Origin of the sequence: Xanthobacter sp. 126 (genome assembly GCF_000526175.1) — a bacterium.
Lineage (GTDB): Bacteria > Pseudomonadota > Alphaproteobacteria > Rhizobiales > Xanthobacteraceae > Xanthobacter > Xanthobacter aminoxidans.
This window is the reverse complement of sequence record NZ_JAFO01000001.1, coordinates 2,999,847-3,026,319: the sequence shown is the minus strand read 5'-3', so window position 1 is coordinate 3,026,319 and position 26,473 is coordinate 2,999,847. Positions and strand designations below refer to the sequence as shown.

Annotated in this window: 23 protein-coding genes and 1 tRNA gene; 18 read left to right on the top strand and 6 right to left on the bottom strand. The window is 67.0% G+C overall.

Going from position 1 to position 26,473, the window contains the following annotated elements:
* The first annotated feature begins 53 nt into the window (after positions 1-53).
* From tsf to lpxB, 13 genes are all read left to right on the top strand, one after another.
* On the top strand, positions 54-977 hold the full coding sequence (gene tsf / locus XAN126_RS0114440) for a translation elongation factor Ts (RefSeq protein WP_024279302.1): 924 nt from the start codon (positions 54-56) through the stop codon (positions 975-977).
* Positions 978-1,000: 23 nt separating this feature from the next.
* Positions 1,001-1,771 (top strand): UMP kinase, encoded by a 771-nt coding sequence (pyrH, locus tag XAN126_RS0114435; protein WP_024279301.1) that lies wholly within the window; start codon positions 1,001-1,003, stop codon positions 1,769-1,771.
* Positions 1,772-2,049: 278 nt separating this feature from the next.
* Positions 2,050-2,613 carry a ribosome recycling factor gene (frr, locus tag XAN126_RS0114430; protein WP_024279300.1) on the top strand — a complete coding sequence of 188 codons (564 nt, stop codon included), beginning with the start codon at positions 2,050-2,052 and terminating at the stop codon, positions 2,611-2,613.
* A gap of 112 nt (positions 2,614-2,725) precedes the next feature.
* On the top strand, positions 2,726-3,538 hold the full coding sequence (locus XAN126_RS0114425; RefSeq protein ID WP_029877199.1) for an isoprenyl transferase: 813 nt from the start codon (positions 2,726-2,728) through the stop codon (positions 3,536-3,538).
* A 5-nt stretch (positions 3,539-3,543) separates the two neighbouring features.
* Positions 3,544-4,356: a phosphatidate cytidylyltransferase gene (locus tag XAN126_RS0114420; protein ID WP_024279298.1), complete on the top strand. Its 813-nt coding sequence runs from the start codon at positions 3,544-3,546 to the stop codon at positions 4,354-4,356.
* A gap of 10 nt (positions 4,357-4,366) precedes the next feature.
* On the top strand, positions 4,367-5,536 hold the full coding sequence (gene dxr / locus XAN126_RS0114415; protein WP_024279297.1) for a 1-deoxy-D-xylulose-5-phosphate reductoisomerase: 1,170 nt from the start codon (positions 4,367-4,369) through the stop codon (positions 5,534-5,536).
* A 104-nt stretch (positions 5,537-5,640) separates the two neighbouring features.
* The gene (gene rseP / locus XAN126_RS0114410) at positions 5,641-6,798 is read left to right on the top strand and encodes an RIP metalloprotease RseP (RefSeq protein ID WP_024279296.1); all 1,158 of its coding nucleotides are present in this window, start codon (positions 5,641-5,643) and stop codon (positions 6,796-6,798) included.
* Positions 6,799-7,004: 206 nt separating this feature from the next.
* The gene (gene bamA, locus XAN126_RS0114405) at positions 7,005-9,500 is read left to right on the top strand and encodes an outer membrane protein assembly factor BamA (protein ID WP_024279295.1); all 2,496 of its coding nucleotides are present in this window, start codon (positions 7,005-7,007) and stop codon (positions 9,498-9,500) included.
* A 458-nt stretch (positions 9,501-9,958) separates the two neighbouring features.
* Complete coding sequence (lpxD, locus tag XAN126_RS0114400; RefSeq protein ID WP_024279294.1) at positions 9,959-11,056, top strand: UDP-3-O-(3-hydroxymyristoyl)glucosamine N-acyltransferase; 1,098 nt, start codon at positions 9,959-9,961, stop codon at positions 11,054-11,056.
* Positions 11,053-11,559 carry a 3-hydroxyacyl-ACP dehydratase FabZ gene (fabZ, locus tag XAN126_RS0114395; protein WP_024279293.1) on the top strand — a complete coding sequence of 169 codons (507 nt, stop codon included), beginning with the start codon at positions 11,053-11,055 and terminating at the stop codon, positions 11,557-11,559. Before lpxD ends, fabZ begins: the two co-directional genes overlap by 4 nt.
* On the top strand, positions 11,559-12,365 hold the full coding sequence (gene lpxA, locus XAN126_RS0114390; RefSeq protein ID WP_024279292.1) for an acyl-ACP--UDP-N-acetylglucosamine O-acyltransferase: 807 nt from the start codon (positions 11,559-11,561) through the stop codon (positions 12,363-12,365). Before fabZ ends, lpxA begins: the two co-directional genes overlap by 1 nt.
* A gap of 3 nt (positions 12,366-12,368) precedes the next feature.
* Complete coding sequence (lpxI, locus tag XAN126_RS0114385) at positions 12,369-13,292, top strand: UDP-2,3-diacylglucosamine diphosphatase LpxI (protein WP_024279291.1); 924 nt, start codon at positions 12,369-12,371, stop codon at positions 13,290-13,292.
* On the top strand, positions 13,289-14,485 hold the full coding sequence (lpxB, locus tag XAN126_RS0114380; protein ID WP_024279290.1) for a lipid-A-disaccharide synthase: 1,197 nt from the start codon (positions 13,289-13,291) through the stop codon (positions 14,483-14,485). Before lpxI ends, lpxB begins: the two co-directional genes overlap by 4 nt.
* An 83-nt stretch (positions 14,486-14,568) precedes the next feature.
* Here lpxB and gltA read toward each other — a convergent pair whose 3' ends face one another.
* The 4 genes from gltA to XAN126_RS0114360 form a co-directional block, all read right to left on the bottom strand.
* A complete protein-coding gene (gene gltA, locus XAN126_RS0114375) occupies positions 14,569-15,879 on the bottom strand; it encodes a citrate synthase (RefSeq protein ID WP_024279289.1) in 1,311 nt (436 codons plus the stop codon).
* A 169-nt stretch (positions 15,880-16,048) separates the two neighbouring features.
* Positions 16,049-16,699, bottom strand: a complete 651-nt coding sequence (gene mobA, locus XAN126_RS0114370; RefSeq protein WP_024279288.1) for a molybdenum cofactor guanylyltransferase MobA — start codon at positions 16,697-16,699, stop codon at positions 16,049-16,051.
* Between the two features lie 98 nt (positions 16,700-16,797).
* Positions 16,798-19,497 carry a glycosyltransferase gene (locus XAN126_RS0114365; protein WP_245272258.1) on the bottom strand — a complete coding sequence of 900 codons (2,700 nt, stop codon included), beginning with the start codon at positions 19,495-19,497 and terminating at the stop codon, positions 16,798-16,800.
* Positions 19,498-19,815: 318 nt separating this feature from the next.
* A complete protein-coding gene (locus XAN126_RS0114360) occupies positions 19,816-20,394 on the bottom strand; it encodes a hypothetical protein (protein WP_245272257.1) in 579 nt (192 codons plus the stop codon).
* Positions 20,395-20,531: 137 nt separating this feature from the next.
* Here XAN126_RS0114360 and XAN126_RS0114355 point away from each other — a divergent pair, with 137 nt between their 5' ends.
* Entirely contained in the window at positions 20,532-22,157 is a 1,626-nt protein-coding gene (locus XAN126_RS0114355) for a glycosyl hydrolase family 17 protein (protein ID WP_024279285.1), read from the top strand.
* On the opposite strand, the gene XAN126_RS0114350 is transcribed toward XAN126_RS0114355, so the two are convergent.
* Positions 22,117-22,515, bottom strand: coding sequence for a hypothetical protein (locus XAN126_RS0114350; RefSeq protein WP_024279284.1), 399 nt, complete (start codon positions 22,513-22,515; stop codon positions 22,117-22,119). The two genes, XAN126_RS0114355 and XAN126_RS0114350, sit on opposite strands and share 41 nt — an antisense overlap.
* 242 nt (positions 22,516-22,757) lie before the next feature.
* On the opposite strand from XAN126_RS0114350, the gene mgtE reads away from it, so the two are divergent.
* From mgtE to XAN126_RS0114330, 4 genes are all read left to right on the top strand, one after another.
* Positions 22,758-24,188 carry a magnesium transporter gene (gene mgtE / locus XAN126_RS0114345; RefSeq protein ID WP_024279283.1) on the top strand — a complete coding sequence of 477 codons (1,431 nt, stop codon included), beginning with the start codon at positions 22,758-22,760 and terminating at the stop codon, positions 24,186-24,188.
* A 130-nt stretch (positions 24,189-24,318) separates the two neighbouring features.
* Positions 24,319-24,573 carry a hypothetical protein gene (locus XAN126_RS0114340; protein ID WP_024279282.1) on the top strand — a complete coding sequence of 85 codons (255 nt, stop codon included), beginning with the start codon at positions 24,319-24,321 and terminating at the stop codon, positions 24,571-24,573.
* Positions 24,574-24,687: 114 nt separating this feature from the next.
* Complete coding sequence (locus XAN126_RS0114335) at positions 24,688-24,993, top strand: ETC complex I subunit (protein ID WP_024279281.1); 306 nt, start codon at positions 24,688-24,690, stop codon at positions 24,991-24,993.
* A gap of 73 nt (positions 24,994-25,066) precedes the next feature.
* A tRNA-Arg gene (locus XAN126_RS0114330) sits at positions 25,067-25,143 on the top strand.
* A 155-nt stretch (positions 25,144-25,298) separates the two neighbouring features.
* Here the strand turns inward: XAN126_RS0114330 and XAN126_RS0114325 are convergent.
* The gene (locus tag XAN126_RS0114325; protein WP_024279280.1) at positions 25,299-26,096 is read right to left on the bottom strand and encodes a hypothetical protein; all 798 of its coding nucleotides are present in this window, start codon (positions 26,094-26,096) and stop codon (positions 25,299-25,301) included.
* Positions 26,097-26,473 lie beyond the last annotated feature (377 nt).

The following is a 26,473-nucleotide window of genomic DNA, read 5'->3' as shown; positions in this document are numbered from 1 at the left end:
GGCCGGCTCGGGCGCACCGTGGCCGGCCGTGGCGCGAGAAGAAGGGATTGAACATGGCTGCGATCACCGCCGGGCTCGTGAAGGAACTGCGCGACAAGACCGGCGCAGGCATGATGGACTGCAAGTCCGCGCTCACCGAGACGAACGGCGACGTCGAGGCTGCCATCGACTGGCTGCGCAAGAAGGGTCTCGCCAAGGCCGCCAAGAAGGCCGGCCGCGTGGCCGCCGAGGGCCTGGTCGCGGTCGAGTCCTCCGGCCACTACGCCGCCGCCGTCGAGGTGAATGCCGAGACCGACTTCGTGGCGCGCAACCCCGATTTCCAGGCGTTCGTGCGTGAGGTGGCCAAGGTCGCCCTCAACACGGACGGCTCCCTGGAGGCCGTCGCCGCCGCCAAGTTCCCGGGCGAGGACGTCACCGTCGCCGACCGCCTCACGGCGCTCATCGCCACCATCGGCGAGAACATGACGCTCCGCCGCTCGGTGAAGCTCACGGTCTCCAAGGGCGTGATCGCGTCCTACGTGCACGGCGCCGTGGTCGAGGGCCAGGGCCGCATCGGCGTGCTTGTGGCGCTCGAGTCCGAGGGCGACGTGGAGAAGCTCTCCACCCTCGGCCGGCAGATCGCCATGCACGTGGCGGCCCTCAACCCGCTGGCGCTCGACGCCTCTGGCATCGACGAGGCCACCATCGCCCGCGAGAAGGCCATCCTGCTCGAGAAGCACCAGGGCAAGCCCGCCAACGTGCAGGACAAGATCGCCGAAAGCGGCATGAAGAGCTTCTTCAAGGAGAACACCCTCCTCGACCAGCCCTTCGTGCATGACGGCTCCAAGTCCGTCGCGCAGGTGCTGAAGGAGGCCGAGGGCCAGGTCGGCGCTCCGGTCAAGCTCACCGCGTTCGTGCGCTACGCGCTCGGCGAGGGCATCGAGAAGGAAGAGACCGACTTCGCGGCCGAGGTGGCCGCCGCCGCCGGCCAGTCCTGATCGCAGGCGGGGAGGGGGCTCCCATGACCGCCATCTCCGACGACTCGGACTATCCGGAACCCCCGGCGCCCTTCGCGGCGCCGGGACTGCCTTATCCCCGCATTCTGGTGAAGGTCTCGGGCGAGGCCCTGATGGGCGCCGAGCCCTTCGGCCTGCATCCCCCCACCGTCGCCCGCATCGCCCGTGACCTCGTCGCCGCCCGCGCGGCGGGGTGCGAGGTGGCAGTGGTCGTCGGCGGCGGTAACATCCTGCGCGGCGCGCGGGTGGCGGACGAGAATCTCGATCGCGCCACCGCGGACCACATGGGAATGCTGGCGACCGTCATGAACGGCCTCGCGCTGGAGCGGGCCATCGAGGCCGCCGGCGCGCCCGCGCGCACGCTTTCTGCCATTCCCATGCCGACGGTGTGCGAGCCCTACGCCCGCCAGCCGGCCATGCGGCACCTGCGGCGCGGCCGCATCGTGGTGCTCACCGGTGGAACGGGAAATCCCTATTTCACCACCGACACCGGCGCCGTGCTCCGCGCGGCCGAGCTGGACTGCGATGCGGTACTGAAGGCGACCAATGTGGACGGCGTCTATTCCGCCGATCCCAAGCTCGATCCCTCGGCCACCCGCTACGACCGCATCACCCACGACGAGGCGCTGTCCCGCGACCTCAAGGTGATGGATGCGGCCGCGTTCGCGCTTGCCCGCGAAGCGGCGTTGCCGATAATCGTGTTTTCCATCCGCGAGCCGGGCGCCATCGCCACGGCGGCGATGGGAGAAGGGCGCGTCACGGTCGTCGCGCCCTGATCCGGCGAGACGGATCGCGGCTTGAGTTTTCCGGAAGGACAGGGGGCGCTGTCGACGGATGCAGGCAGAAGGCTGGGGCCCGGGCATCGCCCTGGTCTCGCCGCGTGCGGCATGGCCACCGAATTGCCGTGCCGTCCTGTCATGTCCGCGCAAGCCGCAACCTCGACCAGGGTTCCTCCCGCCGCGCCTTTCCCGCCAGGAACCGCGCATTCGCATGGAATCAGAAACGTTTCCGTGCGAATGAAGCGTGCCCGCGATCTTGAAGACAGAGGATAGTCATGACCACCGGGACCTTCGACATGGCCGATCTCAAGCGCCGCATGCATGGCGCGGTCGGCGTGCTCAGGGACGAGCTGGGCGGCCTGCGCACCGGCCGTGCCTCGGCCAGCCTTCTCGAGCCGATCACGATCGAGGCCTATGGCGCGCGGATGCCGCTGAACCAGGTTGCCACTGTTTCCGTGCCCGAGGCCCGCATGCTCTCCGTGCAGGTGTGGGACCGCGGCATGGTGAACGCCGTCGAGAAGGCGATCCGCGATTCGAATCTCGGCCTCAATCCGGCGACGGAAGGCCAGGTGCTGCGCCTGCGCATCCCCGAACTCAACCAGGAGCGCCGGCAGGAACTCGTCAAGGTTGCGCACAAGTATGCCGAGGCCGCCCGGGTCGCGGTACGTCATGTGCGTCGCGACGGGATGGACCTGCTGAAGAAGCTGGAAAAGGACAGCGAGATGGGTTCCGATGAACTCGACCGCCTGTCCAAGGACGTCCAGAAGGCGACCGACGAGACCATCGCCGAGATCGATCAGACGCTCGCCCAAAAGGAAAAGGAAATCCTGTCCGTCTGAGCGGGGACAGCGGCGGCGGGAGGCCAGGGACGCGGTTGACCGGAGCCGGTCGGCCGCGACGGTTTGAGAGCCAACGCGGTTTGAGGACGAAGGTGTGAGCCCTGAGCAAGCCATGACCCTGCGCGCCGCGAGCGAAGCCGCTGTTCCCGGCCGGACGTCGTCGGCCGTCCCCGTGGCGGCTGGTCAGCCGACGCCCGCCGCGGCGCCCCGGTGCGTCCCGGTGCACGTCGGTGTCATCATGGACGGCAACGGCCGCTGGGCCACGTCCCGCAAACTGCCGCGTGTGGAAGGGCATCGCCGGGGCGTCGAAGCGCTGCGCCGGTGCGTGCGCGCCGCTCGCGAAATCGGCATCCGCTTCCTCACCATCTACAGCTTCTCCTCGGAGAACTGGTCGCGTCCCGTCACCGAGGTGACGGAGCTGATGCGCCTGCTGAAGTTCTTCCTGCGGCACGATCTCGCCGAGCTCAATTCCGCCAACGTGCGGGTGAAGGTGATCGGCGAGCGGGCGGGCCTTGCCCCCGACATCCGCCAGCTTCTGGACGATGCCGAGGCGCTGACCTCTACCAATACCGGGTTGACGCTGGTCGTCGCTTTCAACTACGGCGCGCGGCAGGAGATTGCCTCTGCCGTGGCGCGCATCGCGGCGGATGTGGCGGCCGGGCGGGTGAAGCCCGAGGACGTGGACGTGGAGATGATCTCCCAGCGGCTCGAAACCGCCGGCATCCCTGATCCCGACCTCATCGTGCGCACCTCCGGCGAGCAGCGGCTGTCGAATTTCCTGCTGTGGCAGGCCGCCTATTCGGAATTCGTGTTCCTGCCCATCTACTGGCCTGACTTCGACAAGGCCGCCCTCATCGCGGCCATCGACGAATATGCCCGGCGCGACCGGCGGTTCGGCGGCGTGACGCCTCGCCCCGGACCCTGACCCACGTGCATTTCGGCTCCGATCTCGGACATCGCACCCTTTCCGCCCTCGTGCTCGTGCCGGTGGTGCTCGCCACCGCTTGGTATGGCGGCATCCCCTTCGCCGTGCTGTGGGTGGCGGCCGGCCTCCTCGTTCTCAATGAATGGGCGGTGATCGCGCGCCTCGATCATCGCCCGGTCTATCTCGGCCTTGGCGGCCTCGGCATCGTTGCCGGCGGTGTGCTGGCGGTGATGGCCGAGCCCACCTGGGCCTTCAGCGTCGCCGTGATGGGGGCTGCAGCCTGCAGCCTCGCTGTGCCGCGGCAGAGCGCGTGGGCCATGCTCGGGGTGCTCGCGGCGGCCAGCGCGGCCCTTCCGGTGGTGGTCTTGCGCGGCACCTCGTCGCTGGGCCTTTCCGCGGTGCTCTATCTGTGCGCCATCGTCTGGGCGACGGACATCTTCGCCTATTTCACCGGCCGTGCGCTGGGTGGCCCGAAGCTGTGGCCGCGGGTGTCGCCGAACAAGACGTGGTCGGGCGCCATCGGCGGAACGCTGCTCGGAACCCTCTGCGGCCTCGCGGTCGCCTACGCCTCCGGCGCGCCGGCCTTGCTGCCGCTCACCGGCCTTTCCCTCCTGCTCAGCATCGTCAGCCAGGCTGGCGACCTCGCGGAATCGGCGGTTAAGCGCCTGTTCGGCGTGAAGGATGCGAGCCGGCTCATTCCCGGCCATGGCGGCCTGCTCGACCGGCTGGACGGCTTCGCCGCCGCCGCACTGGTGGCGGTCGTCGTCGCGGTGCTGCGCAATGCGGGCTATCCGGCGGCCGGTCTGCTTTTGTGGTAGGACGCTCCCCATGAAACGTCTCTCCGTGCTCGGGGCCACGGGCTCCATTGGCCACAGTGTCCGCAAGGTCCTCGCGGATGCGCCGGACCTCTACCGGGTCGAGGCCGTGGCCGGCGGACGCGACGCCGCAGCCCTTGCCGAGACCGCGCGAGCCCTGGGCGCCCGCTTCGCGGCGCTGGCGGACCCCGCTGGCGGTGCGGCGCTGAAGGATGCCCTTTCCGGCAGCGGCATCGCGTGCGGCGCGGGCCCCGAGGCGGTACTGGAAGCCGCGCAGCGGGATACCGACGTGGTGGTGAGCGCCATCGTCGGCTGTGCCGGCCTTGCCCCCACGGTCGCCGCGTTCGCGCCCGGCCGGCGCATCGCTCTTGCCAACAAGGAATGCCTCGTCGCCGCCGGCGCCTTCTTCATGGCCGAGGCGGCGCGGCTGGAAACCGAAATCCTCCCGGTGGATTCCGAGCACAACGCCATCTTCCAGGCGCTGGCGGCCGGTCCCCACAAGGCGGTGGAGAAGATCACCCTCACGGCCTCCGGCGGCCCCTTCCGCCTCAAGAGCCGGGAGGAGATCGCCCGCGCCGTGCCGCTGGACGCGCTGAAGCATCCCAACTGGAACATGGGCGCGAAGGTCACCATCGATTCCGCGACGCTCATGAACAAGGGGCTGGAGCTGATCGAGGCCCAGCACCTGTTCTCCGTCACCGCCGACCAGCTGGATGCCGTGGTGCATGCCGAGTCGGTGGTGCACGGCCTCGTCTCCTTCATCGACGGATCGGTGACCGCAGGGCTGGCACTGCCCGACATGTGCGTGCCCATCGCCCACTGCCTCGCCTATCCCGAGCGGGTGGCCACCTCCTGCCGCAAGCTCGACCTCGTGGCCCTCGGCCGCCTCAGCTTCGAAGCGCCCGACGTCACCCGATTCCCGGCGCTGGCCCTCGCCCGCGAGGTGCTGAAGCAGGGCGGCATGGCCGCCACCGTCCTCAATGCGGCGAACGAGATCGCCGTCGCGGCCTATCTGGACGGGCGGATCGGCTTTTACGGCATCACCGATATCGTCGGGGCGACCCTCGACCGCATCAATGGTGGTCCGGCACCTTCGAGCATCGCCGATGCGCTGGAGGCCGACCAGCTTGCGCGCCGCACGGCCTCCGGACTCCTGCCCAAGTTTGCCGCAAAGGCGTCCTAAGAGCGGTCTTCGGCCGCTCGGGGCCGGTGTCCCGAGGCTGGCGAGCGCGGGATAAGTGTGTAGGGTTAGCCCGCCTGCGGGCGCCCGGGAGAAGAGGAACGATGATGGACGTGATTTCCGGTCTCGGTGCGAACCTTGGCACGCTGTCCTCCACTCTTCTCGGTTACGTCATCCCTTTCCTGTTCGTCCTGACGCTGGTGGTGTTCTTCCACGAGCTCGGCCATTTCTGGGTGGCGCGCCGCGCCGGCATCCGGGTCGTCACTTTCTCGCTGGGCTTCGGACCGGAGATCGTCGGCTTCAACGACCGGCACGGCACCCGCTGGCGCATCGCCGCGGTGCCCCTCGGGGGATATGTGCGTTTCTTCGGCGATGAAGACGCTGCGTCCACGCCCGATGCCGCGCGCCTCTCCCAGATGACCGCCGCCGAGCGCAACGAAAGCTTCTTCTACAAGCCGGTCGCCTGGCGCGCTGCCATCGTCGCCGCCGGGCCCGTCGCTAACTTTCTGTTGGCGATCGCGATCTTCGCCATCGTCTTCATGGTGTTCGGCAAGCAGGTGACGGCACCGCGCGTGGACCAAATCAATCCCGGCAGCGCCGCGGAAATGGCCGGGTTCAAGCCCGGCGATCTCGTCCTGGAGATCGACGGCGCCAAGGTGGACAGCTTCTCCGACATGCAGCGCATCGTCGGCTCCCACGCCGGCCAGCCGCTCGCTTTCACCGTCGAGCGTGGCGATCGGCAGGTCACGCTCACGGCCACGCCCGAGCTGAAGGAGGTCAAGGATCCCTTCGGCAACAGTCATCGCACCGGCCTTTTGGGAATCTCGCGCTCGCTGGCGGCGGGCGACGTGACGACTCAGCGGTTCGGCCCGGTTGAGGCCATCGGCATGGGCGTACAGGAAACCTGGTTCGTGGTGGCCCGCACCTTCGACTACCTCGGCGGCCTCGTGGCCGGGCGCGAGTCGGCCGATCAGCTCGGCGGCCCCATCCGCATCGCCCAGGTCTCCGGGCAGGTCGCGACATTTGGTATCGGAGCACTGCTTTCCCTGGCGGCGGTGCTGTCTGTGTCTATCGGATTGCTTAACCTCTTTCCCATCCCGCTGTTGGATGGCGGACACCTTCTGTTCTACGCTTTCGAGGCGATCCGTGGCCGCCCGCTGAGTGCGCGGACGCAGGACATCGGCTTCCGTATCGGCCTTGCGCTGGTGCTTATGCTGATGATCTTCGCCACCTGGAACGACGTGCTGCATATTGCTGCAATGTAAGGGATTTTGATTTGTCGCACCGGGGTCGTGGCGAGCGCGCAACGGTCCCCGGAAAAGGGCAGTCTTCAGCCGCGGCTTGGTTTGCACCTGCGGTAAAAGCCTGTACAAGCGGCAACGCAGGGTGAGAATCCGTCCCTGTGCCCGGTGCGTTTGTCCGGGGAAGGCGGCGGGTTCGAGAACAACGAAATTTCAAGGTTGCGCACCATATGACTGCTAAGCTCCGGGTCCTGAGAAATCTGGCCGCCGCCTTTGGTCTCGCCGCCTGCGTTGCGGCGGGTTCGGTGGCCGGTTCTCTCGTCGTGGCGTCCCCCGCCGCAGCCCAGTCCAGCTCCATCGTGGTTGAGGGCAACCGCCGTGTGGATGCGGATACCATTCGCTCCTATTTCGGCTCCGGTCCCTATACGGCCGCCAAGATCGACGAGGCCTGGAAGGCGCTCTACGCCACGGGCCTGTTCTCCGACGTGCAGATCAATCAGTCCGGCGGCCGCATCGTGGTGCGGGTGGCCGAGAACGAGGTGATCAACCGCGTCGTCTTCGAGGGCAACAAGAAGATCAAGGACGAAGTGCTGGAGGGCGAGGTTCAGTCCAAGCCCCGTGGCCCGTTCAACAAGTCGGTCGTTCAGGCTGACACCCAGCGCATCATCGAGATCTATCGCCGGTCGGGCCGCAGCGACGTGCGCGTCAACCCGGTCACCATCGACCGCGGCAACGGCCGCGTCGATCTGGTCTTCGAGATCAAGGAAGGCGACAAGACCGGCATCAAGGACATCAAGTTCGTCGGCAACAAGGCCTTCTCGGACTGGAAGCTGAAGGACGTCATCTCTACGACCCAGACCAACTGGCTGTCGTTCCTGAAGTCCACAGACGCCTATGATCCAGACCGGGTGAACTCTGACCAGGAGTTGCTGCGCCGCTTCTACCTGAAGAACGGCTATGCCGACTTCCGCATCATAGGTGCGACCGCCGAGCTCGACCCCGCTGGCGGCGGCTATGTCCTCACGTTCACGTTGGAGGAGGGCGACCAGTACCGCTTCGGTAAGGTCGACGTGATCTCCAACATCCGCGATCTCTCCGCGGACTCCCTGAAGCGCGTGGTGCGTGCGCAGGATGGCCAGATCTACAACGCCGAACTCGTCGAGAAGTCGGTCGAGAACCTGACCATTGAGGCGTCCAAGTCCGGCTACGCCTTCGCCCAGGTGCGTCCGCGCGGCGATCGCGACTTCCAGGCCAAGCTCATCAACGTCGCGTTCGTGCTTGAGGAGGGCCCGCGGGTCTACATCGAGCGCATCGAGATCCGCGGCAACACCCGCACCCGCGACTACGTCATCCGGCGTGAGTTCGATATCGGCGAGGGCGACGCCTACAACCGCGTGCTCGTCGATCGGGCCGAGCGCCGGCTGCGCAACCTCGGCTACTTCAAGAACGTGAAGATCACCACCGAGCCCGGCTCCGCGCCTGATCGCGTGATCCTCGCGGTGGACGTGGAAGACCAGCCCACGGGCGAGTTCTCTATCTCCGGCGGTTACTCGACTGCGGACGGCATCATCGGCGAGGTCTCGCTGGGCGAGAAGAACTTCCTCGGCCGCGGCCAGTACGTGAAGGTCTCCGGTACGCTGGGCCAGTACTCGCAGGGTGCGGAATTCTCCTTCACCGAGCCCTACTTCCTCGGCTATCGCCTCGCGGCCGGTTTCGACCTCTACTGGAAGAACACCGAGACCACGAGCTACACGCCTTACGGCACCAACATGATCGGCGGCGGCCTACGCTTCGGCCTCCCCATCACCGACGAGATCACGCTGGCCCTGCGCTACAACCTCTATCAGCGCTCGATCAACCTCTGCAGCGGCTATGGTGATCCGGGTACTTCCTACTACAACTACTGCGCGACCTCGATTTCCTGGGCCATTCGTGATGCCGAAGCTCAGGGCGCGACCATTACCTCGGCGTTGGGCTACACGTTGTCCTTCAACTCGCTCGACAACAACCAGAGCCCGACACAAGGCATCTATGCCGAGCTGAAGCAGGATCTGGCGGGCGTGGGCGGTGATGTGAACTTCATCCGCACCACGGGTGACATTCGCCACTACACCCCGCTGCCGTACGACAGCGTGCTCATCCTGCGCGCACAGGCTGGCTATGTCTCGTCTTGGGGCGATCAGGATCTGGACGTTCTAGACAACTTCTACATGGGCCCGAATCTGGTCCGCGGCTTTGCACCCTCGGGCATTGGTCCTCGCGATATTGCACCCTGCGCGAAGACGAATGCCGGCACTCCCCTTGCCTACAATTGCGCCGACCAACAGCTGAATGCGCTCGGTGGCACCACCTACTGGGGTGTGTCTGCGGAAATCCAGTTCCCCTTCGCCTTCCTGCCCAAGGATATTGGCATGAAGGGTGCGATCTTTGCGGATGCCGGTTCGCTCTTTGATTACACCGGCCCGACCGTCTTCCCTAACGTGCTGAACTACAAGGGCGACAACTTTTACGGCAACCCGAACTACGTGACCTGCCCCGTTGGATCGCAGAATGCCAAGGGCAACGTCTGCGTCTATAATGACGACACCATCCGCTCGTCGGTCGGCGTGAGCTTGATTTGGCAGTCGCCGTTCGGACCTCTGCGCTTCGACTATGCCTGGGTGCTCTCGCAGGCAACCTACGACCAGACCCAGGCGTTCCGCTTCTCGGGCGGTACCCGCTTCTGATCGGGCTCTACGGAGGAGCTGCGGCGGCGTCTGCTTCCGAAGCTCCAACGGGATGAGATTTTCTCCCTGCCTCTCCGGTGCATTGCGTCGGGGAGGCGGTCTCGTTATGCGAGAGGCGCATTTCGACCGCGCGAGCCCTTTCCTGCAAGCACGGCCTCTCCTGCGAGGTTTTTCCCCTCGCGCTATCTTCCGCGTTACGGCGCCTTCGTCGTTGGTTCGCGTTGCTTGCCCCGAGCGCGCTGCCCCAAGAACCATCCGAGTGGGAGAACGCCGCGCAGCAGAGCGGCGCAGGCAGCGGGGCACATGCCCGGTGGAATGTCTTACTCAGGACAGACCCCGCAGCCGGTTGAGGGCAACCTCCAGCTGGGATTTGCACGTGCTTGGGGCTTGCCCGGAGGCCTCCTTGGCGCGTACGTGAAACCTCCTGTTCCGTCCTCCGGCGTCTGGGCGTATCCGTCATGAGTCACGACCTCTTCTTCCCGCTTCCGGAGCCGCTGACCCTCGCGGAAGTGGCAGCCCTCTCGGGAGCGCGGCTCGCCGCTTCGAGCTCCGCGGAGGAGGCTGAGCTTGGTGCCCGGCGCATCAGCGGCCTCGGCACGCTGGAAACCGCCGGACCCGACGAACTCGCCTTCTGCGATTCCTTCCTGTTCGCGGAGAAGCTCGGCAGCGTGCGCGCCGGCGCGCTCATCACCTCCGATCGCTTTGCCCCCAAGGCTCCGGCCGGCCTGCCCCTGTTGATTGCCCCGCGTCCGGCCGCCGCCTTCCTTGCCGTGTCGCGGCGCATGTTTCCGGCCGCGCTCCGTCCGCTGCCGATCTTCGGCCATGAGGGTGTCGCGCCCGGCGCTCAGGTCCATCCGAAGGCGCGGCTGGAGGATGGGGTAACGGTCGATCCGGGCGCCGTCATCGGCCCCGGTGCCGAGATCGGCGCGGGCACCGTCATCTGCGCCGGCGCCGTTGTCGGTCCGAACGTGCGCATCGGCCGCAACTGCGCCATCGGACCCGATGCAAGCGTCATCCACGCCTATCTGGGCAACGGCGTCATCATCCATGCCGGTGCGCGCATCGGCTCCGACGGCTTCGGCTATCAGCCGAGCCCTGCGGGCCATGTGAAGGTGCCCCAGCTCGGCCGGGTGGTGGTTCAGGACAATGCCGAGATCGGCGCCAACACCACCATCGATCGCGGCGCCATCACCGACACGGTGATCGGCGAGGGCACCAAGATCGACAATCTGGTGCAGATTGCCCACAACGTGGTGATCGGCCGCCATTGCATCGTTGTGTCCCAGACAGGCATCTCGGGCTCTACCACGCTCGGCGATTTCGTGATGCTCGGCGGGCAGGTGGGGGTGGTCGGCCATGTCACCATCGGCACCGGTGCGCAGATCGCTGCCTCCAGCAACGTGAAGGGCGACGTGCCCCCCGGCGTGCGCTGGGGCGGTTCGCCGGCTAAACCTGTGCGTGAGTGGTTCCGCGAGGTGGCGACGCTCAGGCGCATCGCCGCAGCCGGCGCTCGCCGGGGCAAGGACGACGAGGAAGGGGAAGGACCGCAGGAATGAACGACACCACGCGCGCAGCCGGCGAAGCCGGCGCCTCCCAGGCCGAGGCCCCCAAGGTGCTTGGCAGCGCGGACATCCAGAGGGTGCTCGCCTGCCTGCCGCACCGCTATCCCATCCTGATGGTGGATCGCGTGGAGCAGATCGACGGCGATCTCTCCTGCATCGGTGTGAAGAACGTCACCGCCAACGAGCCGCACTTCCTCGGCCATTTCCCGGGCAATCCTGTGATGCCGGGCGTGCTCATCATCGAGGGCATGGCGCAGACCGCGGGCGTCGTCTGCGTGCTGGGCAAGGAAAACAAGGAGAAGCCCGCGCTGGTCTATTTCATGACCATCGACGAGGCGAAGTTCCGCCGGCCCGTCGTGCCGGGTGATGTGCTTGAATACCACATGACCCGCATCAGCCGCCGCCGCAACATGTGGTGGTACCGCGGCGAGGCCAAGGTGCGCGGCGAGTTGGTGGCCGAGGCCAAGGTCGGCGCAATGATCGTGGAGAACAACTAGTGGCGAAGATCGATCCCACCGCCCGGGTGGAAAACCCGGCGGGGCTCGCGGATGATGTCGAGATCGGTCCTTATGCCATCCTCGGTCCTGATGTGGTGCTCGAAGCAGGGGTGAAGCTCCACGCCCATGTGGTCATCCAGGGTGTCACCACCATCGGCGCGCGCACGCAGGTCTTTCCCTTCGCCTCTCTGGGGTCCGCGCCCCAGTCGGTGCATTACAAGGGCGAGCCGACGAAGCTTGTCATCGGCACGGATTGCATGCTCCGCGAGCACGCCACCGCCAGCACGGGCACGGTGGGCGGCGGCGGCATCACGCGCATCGGCAATGGCGTGATGATGATGACGGGCTCCCATGTGGGCCACGACTGCACGGTCGGCAACGGCGTCATCTTCGCCAACAATGCCGTGCTCGGCGGCCATGTGAGCGTCGGTGACTTCACCTTCCTCGGCGGCCAGTGCGCGGTGCACCAGTTCACCCGCATCGGCGCCCAGTGCATGATTTCCGGCCTCACCGGCGTGCGCGAGGACGTGATCCCCTTCGCCAACGTGCTCGGGCAGGCCGGCAAGCTGGTCGGCCTGAATGTGGTGGGCATGAAGCGGCGCGGCTTCACCAGGTCCGACCTGCATGCGGCCCGCGCGGTCTATCGCGACCTCTTCTTTGGCGAGGGCACGTTCGACCAGCGCCTCGATAAGGTGCGGCAGATGGTCGGGGAATCGGCGTTCGCGGCGGCGGTGGTGGCCTTCATCGATGCCGACCGCAAGCGCCCGATCTGCCATCCCGCGCGGGGCGTCATCAAGGAGGATTGAGCCGTGGGCCTGCCGGGGGAAGACGGGCAGGGGCGTGCCGGGGCGGCGCGCCGCCCGTATGCGTCCGGCCCCTGTGCGGCGCAGAAGCGGACCCCGCTCGGCATTGTCGCCGGCAGCGGCGCCTTTCCTGCGGCGGTTGCGGAAGCGGCCGGGGCAGAGGGCCGCGAGGTCGTGCTGCTCCTTATCCAGGGATTTGCCGATCCGGCGCTGGAGCGCTATCCGCACCGCTGGTTCCGGCTCGGCTCGCTCGGCTCCGTCACAGCGTGGGCGCGGGCGCGCGGGGTGCGCGAGGTGGTGATGGTGGGTGCGCTCACCCGCCCGCGTTTGCGCGACCTCGGTTTTGATTTCACCATGCTGCGGCTGCTGCCGCGCATTGCCCGCCTGTTCCGGGGCGGCGACAATCATCTCCTCTCCGGCGTTCTGGGCCTGGTTTCGGAACAGGGCTTCACCCTGGTCGGCGCGCACGAGGTGGCCCCGCGCCTGCTGCTGCCGCAGGGCGTGCTGGGCGCGCGCACACCCAGTGAGACTCAGCAGGCGGATATCGCGCGTGGTCTGGATGTCATCCGTGCCCTCGGCCCATTCGACGTGGGGCAGGGGGTGATCGTGGTGGACGGGCTGGTGGCAGCGGTCGAGGCGGCCGAGGGGACCGACCAGATGCTGGCGCGCTACGGCGAGATGCGCCGCTCCGGCCGTCTGCGTTTCGCCGCCGGCAAGGGCGTTCTGGTAAAAGCGCCGAAGCCGGGCCAGGACCGCCGGGTGGATCTGCCCTCCCTCGGCCCGCAGACCGTGGCGCGCGCGGCGGAGGTGGGCCTGGCCGGCATCGCTTTCGAGGCGGGCGGGGCCATCGTGCCGGATGCGCGGGCGCTGGTGGAGGCCGCAGACGCGGCGGGCCTGTTCGTCGCCGGTATCGGAGGGCGTGGCACGTGACCGTACAGGACGCGAGGCGCGCACCGAAAATCTTCATCGTCGCGGGTGAGGAATCGGGCGACCAACTGGGCGGCGCGCTGATGGAAGCGCTGGTCGAGGCCGCGCCGGGCGTATCCTTCCGGGGGGTCGGCGGCCGGCGCATGGGCGCGTCCGGGCTCGAAAGCCTCTATCCCATGGAGGACCTGACCGCCATCGGCATCGCCGCCGTGGTCGGGAAGCTGCCCACCATCCTCCGGCGCTTGAAGGAGACGGTGGAGGCGGTGCTGGCCGACCCGCCGGACGTGCTGGTGCTGGTGGATGCGCCGGACTTCACCCACCGCGTGGCGGCGCGGGTGCGGGTGCGCAACCCGAACATTCCCATCGTCAAATATGTCTCGCCCACCGTGTGGATCTGGCGGTCGGGGCGGGCGGCGGCCATGCGGCCCTATGTGGACGCCCTTCTGGCCCTGCTGCCGTTCGAGCCGGAGGTCCATCGCAAGCTGGGCGGGCCGCCGACCTTCTATGTAGGCCATCCCCTGCTGCAGCGGCTGGGCGAGTTGCGGCCGTCGCCCGCCGAAGCCGAGCGGCGGCGAGCGAAGCCGCCGCTGGTGCTGGTGCTGCCGGGCAGCCGGCGGCGGGAGATTGCGCGCATCGGCGCGGATTTCGGCGCGGCGCTGGCCGAGGTCGGTCGCGCCCACGAGATGGAACTGGTGCTGCCCACCCTGCCGCGGCTGGAGGGGCTGGTGCGCGAGACCATCGCCAGCTGGCCGCTGAAGCCGCGCATTGTGACGCGCGAGGCGGAGAAGCTGGAAGCCTTCCGTTCCGCCCACGCTGCGCTCGCCGCCTCCGGTACGGTGACGCTGGAACTGGCGCTCGCCGGCATTCCCCACGTCGCGGCCTACCGCATCGGCTGGCTGGAGGCGCAGATCGGCCGGCGGGTGCTGAAGGGCACGACGGTGATCCTGGCCAATCTGGTGGCGGGGGAGAATGTGGTGCCGGAGTTCCTGCAGGAATATTGCACGGTGCCGGCGCTCGTCGGTGCCCTCGGCAGTCTTCTGGAGGACAGCCCGGCGCGGCAGCGGCAGGAGGCGGCGTTCGCCAGCTTCGACGACATCTTCGGCATCGCCGGCCCAAGCCCCAGCGCGCGCGCGGCCGAGGTGGTGCTGCGCCTCGCGCGGGACGGACGCCCCGGAGCCCTGCCGTCACCGGGCTGAAGCGCCGGCGCAGCGACACAGATCCCCAAACGAAAAACGCGGCCCAAAGGCCGCGTTTTCCTTTTTCAGACGACCTCCAGCGCTCACTTGCGCTTGGACATGGCCACGTAGTCGCGCTGGGCGGCGCCGGTGTAGAGCTGGCGGGGACGGCCGATGCGCTGGCTCGGGTCCTCGATCATCTCCTTCCACTGGCCGATCCAGCCCACGGTGCGGGCGAGGGCGAACAGCACGGTGAACATGGTGGTGGGGAAGCCCATCGCCTTGAGGGTGATGCCCGAATAGAAGTCGATGTTCGGGTAGAGCTTCTTCTCGATGAAGTAGTCGTCGTGAAGCGCGATGCGCTCCAGCTCCACGGCCACGTCGAGCAGCGGATCGTCCTTGATGCCGAGCTCGGTCAGCACTTCGTGGCAGGTCTGCTGCATGATCTTGGCGCGCGGGTCGTAGTTCTTGTAGACCCGGTGGCCGAAGCCCATCAGGCGGAAAGGATCGTTCTTGTCCTTCGAGCGCTTGATGTATTCGGGGATGCGGTCCACGGAGCCGATCTCGGCCAGCATCTTGAGGGCCGCCTCGTTGGCGCCGCCGTGGGCGGGGCCCCACAGGCAGGCGATGCCGGCGGCGATGCAGGCGAAGGGGTTGGCGCCGGAGGAGCCGGCGAGGCGCACCGTGGAGGTGGATGCGTTCTGCTCGTGATCGGCGTGGAGGATAAAGATCTTATCCATCGCCTTCGAGAGAATGGGGTTGACCTTGTATTCCTCGCACGGGACAGCGAAGCACATGCGCAGGAAGTTCGACGTATAGTCGATATCGTTCTTCGGATAAACGAACGGCTGGCCGATGGAATACTTGTAGGCCATGGCCGCCAGCGTCGGCATCTTCGCGATCATGCGGATCGATGCGATCAGGCGCTGGGTGGGGTCGGAAATGTCGGTGGAGTCGTGATAGAAGGCCGAGAGCGCGCCGACCGAAGCCACCATGATGGCCATCGGGTGGGCGTCGCGGCGGAAGCCCTGGAAGAAGCGGGTCATCTGCTCGTGGACCATCGTGTGATTGGTCACGGACTTGTCGAATTCCGCCTTCTGCGCCGCAGTGGGGAGTTCGCCGTAGAGCAGAAGGTAACAGGTCTCGAGGAAGTCACCGTTCTCGGCGAGCTGCTCGATGGGGTAGCCGCGATAGAGCAGCACGCCTTCGTCGCCGTCGATGTAGGTGATCTTGCTTTCGCAGGAAGCGGTCGAGGTAAAGCCGGGGTCGTAGGTGAACATCCCCGTCTGGCCGTAGAGCTTGGAGATGTCGACCACGTCGGGTCCGATGGAGCCTTCGTGGATCGGAAGGTCCCAGCTCTTCTCCCCCAAGCTTAGCTTGGCCGCTTTTGCCCCGGTGTTGGTGGTGGCGTCCATGGATCCCTCATCCTTTGGGCGGACAGACCCCGTTTTCGGCGGAGGGCCGGAGGTGGCGGTCCGGTCTCCGAGCGGCAAGTCCGTCTCCGCTCCGGCATCTTCGCGAATGCGAAGCCGCCGTCCTGCAGTCCTAAACCCTCCCCAATCCTGCCGCAAGCATGACCATGCTTCATTGGCGGGCAGCGAGGCGTTTCTCTGCAATGGCAAGGTCTTCCGGCGTGTTCACGTTGAAGAATGGGTCATCCGGAAGGCCATCCCACGACACCGTTACGGCATTGAGGGCATCGAGGAGAAGCCCGACTTTCAGCCGTCCCGCCTCAAGGCTTTGCCGCAGCGCGGCGCGAGCCGCTGCCGGCCACAGGGCGATGACGGGATGGCGCTGGCCACCCGATGCCGCGCACACAACGGTGCCGGTTTCCCGGTGCCGCTCCATCAGCCGGGCGACGAGATCGTGCGGCAGGAACGGCGTGTCGGCGGCGACGGTGACGAGGCTTGAGGCGGGCGCGATCTGCGCCAGATGGTCAAGGCCCGCCAGAACCCCGGCGAGCGGTCCTGGATAGCCTGCGACGGTATCCGGCAGCACCGGGAGGCCGAATCTCTCATAGGTCCCGGCGGGGGCGTTGGCGTTGATGAGAAGGGGGCCGGCCTGCGGTCTCAGGCGTTCGATGACGTGCGCGATGAGGGGCCGGCCTCCCAGTGTCACCAGCGGCTTTTGCGCCCCCCCCAGCGCCGGCGCGTTGATCCGCCGGCCCAGGCCCCCGGCGAGGATCAGGGCGGGGGGAGCCGGGGAGGGCGGGGGGCTGGTCGGCTGCTCGGGCATCGCTGCTCAGGACGCCACCGTTCCGGGCGGCGCAGTGGAGGACAAACGAAAACGCCCGGCACGAGGGCCGGGCGTTCGGTTCAGGTCTGCGGCCCCGGTCAGTCCACGACGGCGCGGCGCGCGTTGAGGCCGAGGCGGCGGGGCACCGCCGAGAGCTTGGCGCCGATGGCCCGCCAGGTGGCGAAGTCATTGAGGCGCGAAGGCTCGAAGGCGCCGATGATCGCCGCGGCCACGAACGGCAAGCTCTGCACCAAGAGGGCGATGCCGTAGAGGTTGATCTCGCGGATATGGCGCCAGTCGTTGGAGGTCTTCACGATGGTGGAGCCCGGCAGGTTGTTCGCCACCAGCATGTAGGTCCCCGCTGCGATCAGCAGGCCACCTATGATGGCTTCCGGCAGGGCCGGGAAGGAGCGGGCCGCGCCGGCGAGCCAGTTGTTGCCCTTGGCGGTGCGGGCGAAGGCGAGATCCTTGTAGCGGAACCCGTCGAACACCGCCTTGGCCACCGTGAACTGCACCGCGCTGGCCGCCACCGCCGCGCCGAGCATGCGCATCGGCGTGGTCTCCACCCTGAGGCGGTACAGGCTGATGAAGTGCAGCACATACACCAGGAAGGTGATGAGGATGGGCAGCGTCAGCACGTGGGCCGGCACCGAGATGGAGAAGTAGGCGACGAAAGGCACGAACAGCAGCGAGGCGACGGCCATGAAGGCGCCCACCGATTCCGAGCCGAGCCAGGAAATCCAGCCGAGCACGAAGTGCCGCTTCTGCGCCGTGGTCAGGCGGGAATTGCCCGGCAGGAACCGGCGCCAATGCTTCTTGATGATCTGGAAGCCGCCGTAGGCCCAGCGGTGACGCTGCTTCTTGAAGGCCTCGAACGAGTCGGGCAGCAGGCCATAGCCGTAGCGCTTGCGGGTGTAGTGGGTCTTCCAGCCGTTCTCGGCGATGGACAGGCCGAGGTCGGTGTCCTCGCAGATGGTGTCGGACGACCAGTTGCCGGCCTCCACCATGGCTGCGCGGCGGATGAGGCACATGGTGCCGTGGACAACGATGGCGTCGTCCTCGTTGCGTTGCACCATGCCGATGTCGAAGAAGCCGGCATATTCGGCGTTCATCGCCTCGTGCAGCGGGCTGCGATGGGCATCGCGGTGATCCTGCGGCGCCTGGACGAGACCGACGGTCGGATCGTCGAAGGCGGGCACGAGGTCCTTCAGCCAGTCGGGCGTCACCACATAGTCGGCGTCGATGACGCCGATGATCTCGGCATCGGGGGCCGTCGCATCGAGGACGATGCGCAGGGCACCGGCCTTGAAGCCCGCCACCTTCTCGGCGTTGATGAACTTGATGTGGTCGCCGAGCGTGGCGCAGTGGGCGCGCACCGGCTCCACCATCGCCGGGTCCGGCGTGTTGTTGACGATGATGATCGCCTCGTAGTTGGGATACTCCAGCCGGGCGAGGGCATCGATGGTCTGGATCAGCATCTCCGGCGGCTCGCGATAGGCGGGCACGTGGATGGAGACCTTGGGGAAGCGCGAGGGCGCGGCGTGCTTCTGCTCCTCGACGAGGCGCTTGGGACCGCTGCCGAAGGCCACCGCCGCCAGTTCCTCGATGCGATAGAGCAGCACGAACACCAGCGGCACCAGCATCACGACGCTGAGGGCGAGGGTGAGGTAGTCACCGCCGCTGACGTAATGGTTGAGCCAGTAGTCCACCACAAGCGCCAGCCATGCGGCGACGCCGTTGGCCGAGGCAGCCAGCACGAGGCCCTGCGTCACGGTGAGGTCACGCATGCGCAGCAGCGGCAGGGTGAAGAGCACGCCCAGCAGCAGCGCCAGGATGGCGGTCTGGTTATAGGTCTTCTCGAAGATCGGGCCCGTGAGCGGGAATTTCAGGGTGCGGTCCGCGTCGAACACACCCCAGTACTGACCCACCGAGCCTTCGTTCTGCTTCTTGGGCAGGTCGAACGCCTCGATGATGTTGTACTCGATGCCCAGCGCATCGGCGCGGGCGACGAAATTGCGGATGATCTTGGCCTGCTCCATGGGATCAGGCACGGAGGCGCCGCGGTTGTAGCCGTGCGAGGGCCAACCGAACTCGCCGATCACGATGCGCTTGCCGGGATAGGCGGCACGCAGACGGTTGTAGGCGTTAATGGCGTAGTCCACCACTTGGTCGGCCGGCACCTCCTCCCAGTAGGGCAGGATGTGGGCGAGGATGAAGTCCACGGAGGCCACAAGCTCGGGCGCGCCCGGCTCCAGCCAGGTATTCCAGATCTCGCCAGTGCTCACGGGCACATTGACCTGACGCTTCACCTTGCGGATGACGGCGGCGAGTTCAGATTTCGACATGTCGCCGCGCAGGACCGTCTCGTTGCCGACGATGACAGCGTTCACGTTGCGGTTCTGGCGGGCGACCTTGACGACGTTCTCAAGCTCGCGGTCGTTTTCTTCCTTAACCGTGGCCGGCTCGCCGGTCTTTGGGTTCAGCACGACCTTACCGGTCTTCTTGTCATGCAAGAGGATGCGTTCGCCCGTCTTCTCGTCAATCTCTTTGTTCAGCCACGCGCCGGCGGTCACGCGCAGCCCCTGCTCGGCCGCGATGGGGGCGATCAATTCCTTGCCGTTGGTGGAGGAATAGGTGCGCACGCCGCGGCTGTAAGGCGCGACCACCGCCATGTCCGAGCGCACCTGCGCCTCGGTGGTGGGCGCATCGCCCTCAGGGCTCATGTTGCGCGCGAAGGGCGCGAAGGACAGGCTCTGGAAGCGGTCCGTGATGTTCGGAGCGCTCGCCTCAGGACGCATGGAAAGCCACATCGCGGCGTGGAACGAGGTCACAACCGCAATGACCGCTGCCGCAGCAGCAAGACCGGGACGCATGGCGATGCCCACCCATCAGGGGAATTCGGAACCCAACGCTGGCTTAAGGCACAGGTTCCAGAGGACGTTTACGCGAACGGACCGGGGCACCTTTTCGACCTGCCCCCAGATCGGTATTGCAGCGTTAATGGTAAATTTACGCTGCAATGCGTCGAGACACTAACACTCTCAGGCAGAGAGATAAATCCCGATCATGGCGCCTCTTCGACGCCGCTGCGTCAGGTCGGTGTCTGGCCAATGATCTTATTGTTGCGCTGCGCCAGGAGCAGCCGGGGCGGCAGGGCCCGCGCCCTGGGTGGCGCCGGCTGCAGGGGCCGGGGCGGCGGCCACAAAGTCCGGATTCACCCAGCACTGCTGCGCCCGGGCCGCGACCTTTTCATTCGCCTTCGTGTCGATCTTGCCCTGCCGCACGAGGCAGCGCACCGCCACCTTCAGGTGCTCGGTGGGGCAGCCGAAGCGTTCGTAGAATTCGAGATGCCGCCGCGCGGTGTCCACGTCGTCATTATAGATCAGTGCGGCGATCCGCCGCCCGGTGAAGACGCATTCGGGCAGGCCGGCCGCGCCGGGCAGCTTCGCCGCCTCGTTGAACTCCTCGACCGAGCGGCGCTGATCGGCTGCGGCCTTCTGCTCGGGGGGCAACTCCGCCGGCGGCTTCTGGTCGGCCGGCTGGGTCTGGGCCGAGGCCGGCGAGAGGCACGCGAAAACGATTGCGGCCGCGAGCAGCGGGAGGCGGTAGGGGTGCATGAGGATCATGATCTCGAGAAAATGGTCGGCGGGCGCCGCGCCCGACACCCTAGGAGAAGGGAGAGAATTTGTCAGCATGACGGCGCGTCCTTCAGCACATGTCGTATGGAGAGCGTGGCTTTCGCCTACCGTCCGCTATGGTCGAGGCGGAGGCTTCACACCGCCCGCCCAACGCTCTATGTGGCGCGGGGAACACCTTCACCTCTGGAGACGAGATGCCTTCCTCCATGCGGCTGCCTCTGGTGCTGGCGCTCCTGGTCTGCGGCGTCATCGCCGGCCTGTGGACCTATCTCGGACGTCCGGTGGACATGCCCCCGTCGCCACTGGCCGCGGGCGAGAAGCTGCCCTGCGTTTCCTATGCCCCGTTCCGTGATGGCCAGTCGCCGTTCCAGAAGGGGTTGGTGATTCCCGAGGCCCAGATCGAGGAGGATTTCGTCCGCCTCGCGCAGATCACGTCCTGCGTGCGCACCTATTCCATCGAGATGGGCCTCGACAAGGCGCCGGCGCTGGCCCGCAAGCACGGCCTCACCATGCTGCTCGGCATCTGGCTGGGGCCGGATGCAGACCGCAACCGCATCGAGCTTGAGACCGGCATCCGCCTCGCGAAAGAAAATCCGGATGTGGTTAAGGCGGTCGTCGTCGGCAACGAGGTGCTGCTGCGCGGTGAGATGTCAGCGACCGAACTTGCCAACGTGCTCGCCCGCGTGAAGCGGGAGGTGGGCGCCATGCCCGTCACCTATGCCGATGTTTGGGAGTTCTGGGAGCGCAACAAGGGCCTGACCGAGAACGTGGATTTCGTCACCATCCACATCCTGCCTTACTGGGAGGACCTGCCGGTCTCCGCCGAGGACGCCGGCCCGCATGTGGACGAGATCCGCCAGCGCATGGCCGAGGCCTTTCCCGGCAAGGAGATCCTCATCGGCGAAACCGGCTGGCCCAGCTCCGGCCGCATGCGCGAGGATGCGCTGCCCTCGCCCGCCAACCAGGCGCGGGTGATGCACGACGTGGTGGCGCTGGCCAAGCGCCAGGGTTACCGGGTCAACGTCATCGAGGCCTTCGACCAGCCGTGGAAGCGGCGCAGCGAGGGCACGGTGGGCGGCCATTGGGGGGTGATCGACGCCGACACGCGCCTGCCCAAGTTCGCCTGGGGCCAGCCGGTGGAGGATTTCCCGGGCTGGCGCATGCATATCGCCGTCGGTCTGCTGTCCGTCGTCGCGGTGTTCGGCTCGGCCCTCGCCGCCGCCCGCCGCCGCGAGGAGCCGGTGCGGCCTATGGAATGGTACGCCATCGCCGCCATCGCCCTGTTCGGCGGGGCGACGCTCGGCGCTGCGCTCTCGGCGCTGCCGCTGGAAAGCCTCGGATTTGTCGGCTGGCTACGCAACGGACTCATCCTCGCCGCCGCCGTCGCGGCCATGGTGACGATGCCGGCCGTGATCGTGCGCGGGCAGGGGCTCGCCCCCTTTTCGGTGGCGCTCGATTCCCGCCGCTGGACGGCGACCTCGGGTGCCGCCGTCGCGGCCGCGGCGGTGCTGGCGCTGGCCACGATCGCGGTGGGATCGGTGGCGTTCGAGCTGGTGTTCGATCCGCGCTACAAGGATTTCCCGGTGTTCCCGCTCACCGCGCTGGTGGCGGCGGTGGCCGCGCCCCTGCTCGTGCGGCGGGCGGATCGCGATGGCGCGGGTCTTGCCGAGATGATCGCCATGTGGGGCCTGCTGGTCGCCGGCCTCTATGTGCCGCTCAACGAGACCCTCGCCAACTGGCAGGCGGTCTGGTTCGGCGCGCTCTGCCTCGTCATGGCCTTCACGCTGTGGCGGGTCCAGGCCGTGCAAAGGAGAGGATGAGCATCATCGCCGCCAGCGCGCCGGCGACCTCGTTGTGAAAGACGAGGGCGAAGCTCGCGAACACCATGCCCACCGAGAAGGTGGCGAGGCCCGGTGCCAGAAGCTGGATCAGCGCCACCACCAGCGCCACGCCGCCGAACACGTTCCACGCCGACAGCGCCAGCACGGCCGCGCGGCCGTAGCAGCCGGCGCTTTCCAGCCCCGCCTCGCAGGCGAGGGAGACGAGGGTCGGCTCCACCACCATGTAGCGCATGTAGAGCGCCCAGCCGACGGCGCCCATGCCGAGCGGAATCATCCAGTTGAGCGTGCGCGGTCCCGGGCGGAAGAGCGGGCGCTCGGAATAGGGCAGGGTGTTCATCTGACGATATCTCCGGCAGGCCGGGGTGTTCATAGTGACATGGAGACCGCCCGGTCCAGCGAAAAGGGGTGATGTCCCGCGGAAGGCTTCACAAACGCCGCAGGGATCACTAGACGCAGCGGGAGGGACCTGCCCCTTCGTCGTCGCGCGAAGCGGCCGGCCCCCAGCCATCCCCAGACCCCGTGCCCTGCTTCCCCGCCGGAGGCGGGCGCCCATCCCGCCTGACCCACCGGGAGGAGCCCATGCGCGACGATGCTGATCCGGCCGCCGCCGAGGCTGCCGACCCGGCCGGTGCCGCGCTCGCGCCTCTCACGGTGCGCGACGAGGAAGGCAATCTCTCGGACGCCTTCCGCAGCCGGGTCGAGGAGGCCATCTCCGCCCGCGACGTGGACGCGTTGAAGGCGCTCGCGAGCGATCTGCACGAAGCCGATATGGGCGACCTCATCGAGGAGCTGGACGCCGACGAGCGGCGCCGGCTCATCGAGATGCTGGGGCCGGCCTTCGATTTCACCGCCCTGACCGAGCTGGACGAGACCGTCCGCCTCTCCATCCTGCGCAGCCTCTCGCCGCTCACCGTCGCCCGCGGAATGCGCGACCTTGATTCGGACGATGCGGTCTACATCCTCGAAGATCTCGACGAGGATGAGATGGCGGCGGTTCTGGAGCACCTTCCGGCGCCGGAGCGGGTCGCCCTGCAGCGCTCCCTCGACTATCCGGAAGAAAGCGCCGGCCGGCGGATGCAGACGGAGTTCATCGCCGTCCCGCCGTTCTGGACCGTCGGCCGCACCATCGACTACATGCGCGAGACCGCCGACCTGCCGGACACCTTCTATGAGGTGTTCATCGTGGACCCCGCCTATCGGCTCGTCGGCTCCGTGCCCCTCGACCGGCTGCTGCGCACCCGCCGCCCGGTGCTGATGAGCGCGGTGAAGGCCGAGCAGGCCAAGGTGGTGAAAGCGTCCGAGGACCAGGAGGACGTAGCGCGCATGTTCGAGCGCTACAACCTCGTCTCCGCCCCTGTCGTGGACGATGCCGGGCGGCTCGTGGGCGTCATGACCATCGACGACGTGGTCGACGTGATCCAGGAGGAGGCGGACGAGGACCTGCGCGCCCTCGGCGGCGTGCGCAGCGACGAAGAACTGTCGGACACGGTGGCCTTCACCGCGCGCAGCCGGCTGCCCTGGCTGGTGGTGAATCTGGGCACCGCCTTCGTCTCGGCCTCCATCATCAGCCTGTTCGAGGGCACCATTGAGAAGATGGTGGCGCTCGCCATCCTCATGCCCATCGTCGCCTCCATGGGCGGCAATGCCGGTACCCAGACCATGACGGTGGCGGTGCGCGCCCTCGCCACCAAGGAATTGTCCAGCCACAACGCCCGCCGCATCGTGTTACGCGAGGTGCTGGTGGGGCTGGTGAACGGCACGACGCTCGCGTGCCTGCTCGGCCTCATCGCCGGCTTCTGGTTCGCCAACGTCCATCTCGGCGTGGTGATCTCCTCGGCGCTGATCCTGAACATGGTCGCCGCCGGCCTGTTCGGCATCCTCATTCCCATCGTCATCGCGAAGCTCAAGCTGGATCCCGCGGTGGCCTCGGGGGTGTTCGTCACCATGGTGACGGACACGGTGGGATTCTTCGCCTTCCTCGGCCTCGCCACATGGTGGTTCGCCACTTGATCGGCCCGGCTTGCATTCGCCTGCGATCTCCTCAAAAAGGGTGCGCCCGACGCGGGGCGTCGGCGGGATGCGGTGAAGGGTGAGCAGGATGCGGAAGACAGCGCGGAAGACAGCGCGGAACTTGGCGGTTATGGCAGTGGCCGCAGGGCTCCTCTCGACGGCTCCCGCTCTTGCCGACAAGGCCGCCGCCGAACGCTGCGCGGCCAAGCTTTCCAACGATGCCCGCGCGATCTACGTGGCCAGCGCGCCCCTGCTGGTGAAGGGCGCCGACGGCCGTGCGGTCGTCACCGAGCAGACCCGCTCGCTGGTACTCTCCGGCAAGGTGAGCCACCTCACCGCCGCCCAATCGGCTCAGGCGGCCGCCGACTGTCTGGTCCTGCGCTGAGGCATCTCGGAACCGGGCGCGGCGCCGTGTTCGGTTGCCTCGCCCGCTCGGCTTCACTATAGACGAAACGGGCTGCCCGGCAGGGGCTGTCCGGCATTCTGACGGGTTCGAACCATGGTCGCTCGCATCTACAAGCCGTCGCGCAACGCCATGCAGTCCGGCGTGGCGAAGACCAAGCACTGGGTGCTCGATTACGAGCCGGAGCATGCGCGCCGCGTGGAGCCCCTGATGGGCTACACCTCTTCGGCCGACATGCGCAGCCAGATCCACCTGTCCTTCGAGACGAAGGAAGAAGCGGTGGCCTATTGCGAGAAGCGGGGCATCCCGTACCGCGTGTACGAGCCGCATGAGGCCGGGCGCCGCCGCATGGCCTATTCCGACAATTTCGCCTTCAATCGCACCGGCCAGTGGACCCACTGAGCCGGCAGCGTCTCGATCCCTACCGGGAAAGGCGCTTCCGCTGTGCGGCCGCCCGCCGTAAAAGGCGGATCGGGGCCCCGTAGCTCAGCTGGATAGAGCAAGTGCCTTCTAAGCACTAGGTCGCAGGTTCGAGCCCTGCCGGGGTCGCCACGTCCCGATTCTCTTCCATCCTTCCGGTTCGCGCGCTTGCGACCGCGCGACAGGCCTGCGGCTGCGCCCGCGAGCAGATCGCAGCCGGAGCGTGATGAACGGCGGAATACCGCTGGCGGATCCTGGCCGGCCGCCATCGCCGGGTGGCGAACAGGCTAATTTTTGGCGCTGGCGCCGGCGTTGTACTGGTAGTTGCCCTCAAGCTGGTCGAGAACGACGGTATTGGGTGGGTTGGAATCGGCGGTGGCCGTTAGAACCATCTCGTTGTCCAGCTTGCGTGATCTGAACTGCCATCCGGTCGGCAAGGTCAGTCGCTCGCCCAGGGTGGGCAGGTTTTCGATGGTGTTCTTGGGGTCGATCTTCAGGGACAGACTGAACATGGTGTAGACGGCGCCCTCGGGCGTGATCAGCTCGTACACCGTTTCGCCCGCATTGAAGATCATGGAGCTGGTCCGTTTCGAGACCATCGGCCTGTAGGGCGGCATGGATCCGGAAACGAACTTTTCCAAGCTCGGGACTTCGAACACGCCGTCCAGGTTCAAGGGGATCCCGGCGATCACTCTCTGCTTGCAACCTTCCCAGGACATCCCGGTTACGGTGTTCGCCACCAGACGCCGCGGGCCATTGAAGAAGACCCCGTCGCCCCCGTAATCCTTCCTGAGGGTCTCAGCATCCAGAGCGCGGAAGCGCACGTCCATCGCGTCGTTGGGCTCGGGAAGCGCGTTGCCGAGCGAGTTAAAATAGTTGCCGATCCCGCCACCGTCGGGCTGGCGGAACATGAACAGAATTTCGTAAAAGGCCCGGCCGCGCCAGTTCTCAGCCTTGATCGGGCAGGGGTCGGTCAAATTGACCATCGGTTTGGATTGCGCCTGTGCCGTGGGGGGACAGGCGATCGCAGCGGCCAGCGCTGCAGCGGCGAAGACGCCAGGCAACACGCCGTGAATTCGCTTCATGATCGGTCCTTTCGGCTGGCCGTTAGGGAGCCCGCGACTTCCACAGGGGCATTCGTAGCAGACCTGAATACTCTTGGCAGGTTTATAGACCCCTCGTTCCCGATGGTCGGTCCACTTTTACAACAATACCGTCGTCGATCCCTTGCTGCGGATCAAGACGCTCAGCGATCCGTTTCGCGCCAACACTGGTCCAGGCGCCGATTTTCAAGCTGAACATCGACGGTGTTGAGCCACACAATTCCGGCTTGTTGCTCAAGCCTAACAGCGGCGCCCCGATACCCCTGGGCGACAGCCTCTTGCCTGACCTCTTCAAGGACGGCGCGGCGCGGGCGCGCGCGGCGGTCGGAAGCTGTGAACGAGGCCGAGCCGCCGCGGCG

Bases quoted from the DNA above. Each gene is read 5' to 3' on its own strand.
- gltA (WP_024279289.1), bottom strand. From the start codon at position 15,879: ATGGACGCCACCACCAACACCGGGGCAAAAGCGGCCAAGCTAAGCTTG.
- XAN126_RS0114340 (WP_024279282.1), top strand. From the start codon at position 24,319: ATGGCAGTGGCCGCAGGGCTCCTCTCGACGGCTCCCGCTCTTGCCGAC.
- mobA (WP_024279288.1), bottom strand. From the start codon at position 16,699: ATGCCCGAGCAGCCGACCAGCCCCCCGCCCTCCCCGGCTCCCCCCGCC.
- XAN126_RS0114335 (WP_024279281.1), top strand. From the start codon at position 24,688: ATGGTCGCTCGCATCTACAAGCCGTCGCGCAACGCCATGCAGTCCGGC.
- XAN126_RS0114365 (WP_245272258.1), bottom strand. From the start codon at position 19,497: ATGCGTCCTGAGGCGAGCGCTCCGAACATCACGGACCGCTTCCAGAGC.
- lpxD (WP_024279294.1), top strand. From the start codon at position 9,959: ATGAGTCACGACCTCTTCTTCCCGCTTCCGGAGCCGCTGACCCTCGCG.
- dxr (WP_024279297.1), top strand. From the start codon at position 4,367: ATGAAACGTCTCTCCGTGCTCGGGGCCACGGGCTCCATTGGCCACAGT.
- XAN126_RS0114325 (WP_024279280.1), bottom strand. From the start codon at position 26,096: ATGAAGCGAATTCACGGCGTGTTGCCTGGCGTCTTCGCCGCTGCAGCG.
- fabZ (WP_024279293.1), top strand. From the start codon at position 11,053: ATGAACGACACCACGCGCGCAGCCGGCGAAGCCGGCGCCTCCCAGGCC.
- bamA (WP_024279295.1), top strand. From the start codon at position 7,005: ATGACTGCTAAGCTCCGGGTCCTGAGAAATCTGGCCGCCGCCTTTGGT.
- pyrH (WP_024279301.1), top strand. From the start codon at position 1,001: ATGACCGCCATCTCCGACGACTCGGACTATCCGGAACCCCCGGCGCCC.
- XAN126_RS0114425 (WP_029877199.1), top strand. From the start codon at position 2,726: ATGACCCTGCGCGCCGCGAGCGAAGCCGCTGTTCCCGGCCGGACGTCG.
- rseP (WP_024279296.1), top strand. From the start codon at position 5,641: ATGGACGTGATTTCCGGTCTCGGTGCGAACCTTGGCACGCTGTCCTCC.
- tsf (WP_024279302.1), top strand. From the start codon at position 54: ATGGCTGCGATCACCGCCGGGCTCGTGAAGGAACTGCGCGACAAGACC.
- XAN126_RS0114355 (WP_024279285.1), top strand. From the start codon at position 20,532: ATGCCTTCCTCCATGCGGCTGCCTCTGGTGCTGGCGCTCCTGGTCTGC.
- XAN126_RS0114350 (WP_024279284.1), bottom strand. From the start codon at position 22,515: ATGAACACCCTGCCCTATTCCGAGCGCCCGCTCTTCCGCCCGGGACCG.
- frr (WP_024279300.1), top strand. From the start codon at position 2,050: ATGACCACCGGGACCTTCGACATGGCCGATCTCAAGCGCCGCATGCAT.
- XAN126_RS0114360 (WP_245272257.1), bottom strand. From the start codon at position 20,394: ATGCTGACAAATTCTCTCCCTTCTCCTAGGGTGTCGGGCGCGGCGCCC.
- mgtE (WP_024279283.1), top strand. From the start codon at position 22,758: ATGCGCGACGATGCTGATCCGGCCGCCGCCGAGGCTGCCGACCCGGCC.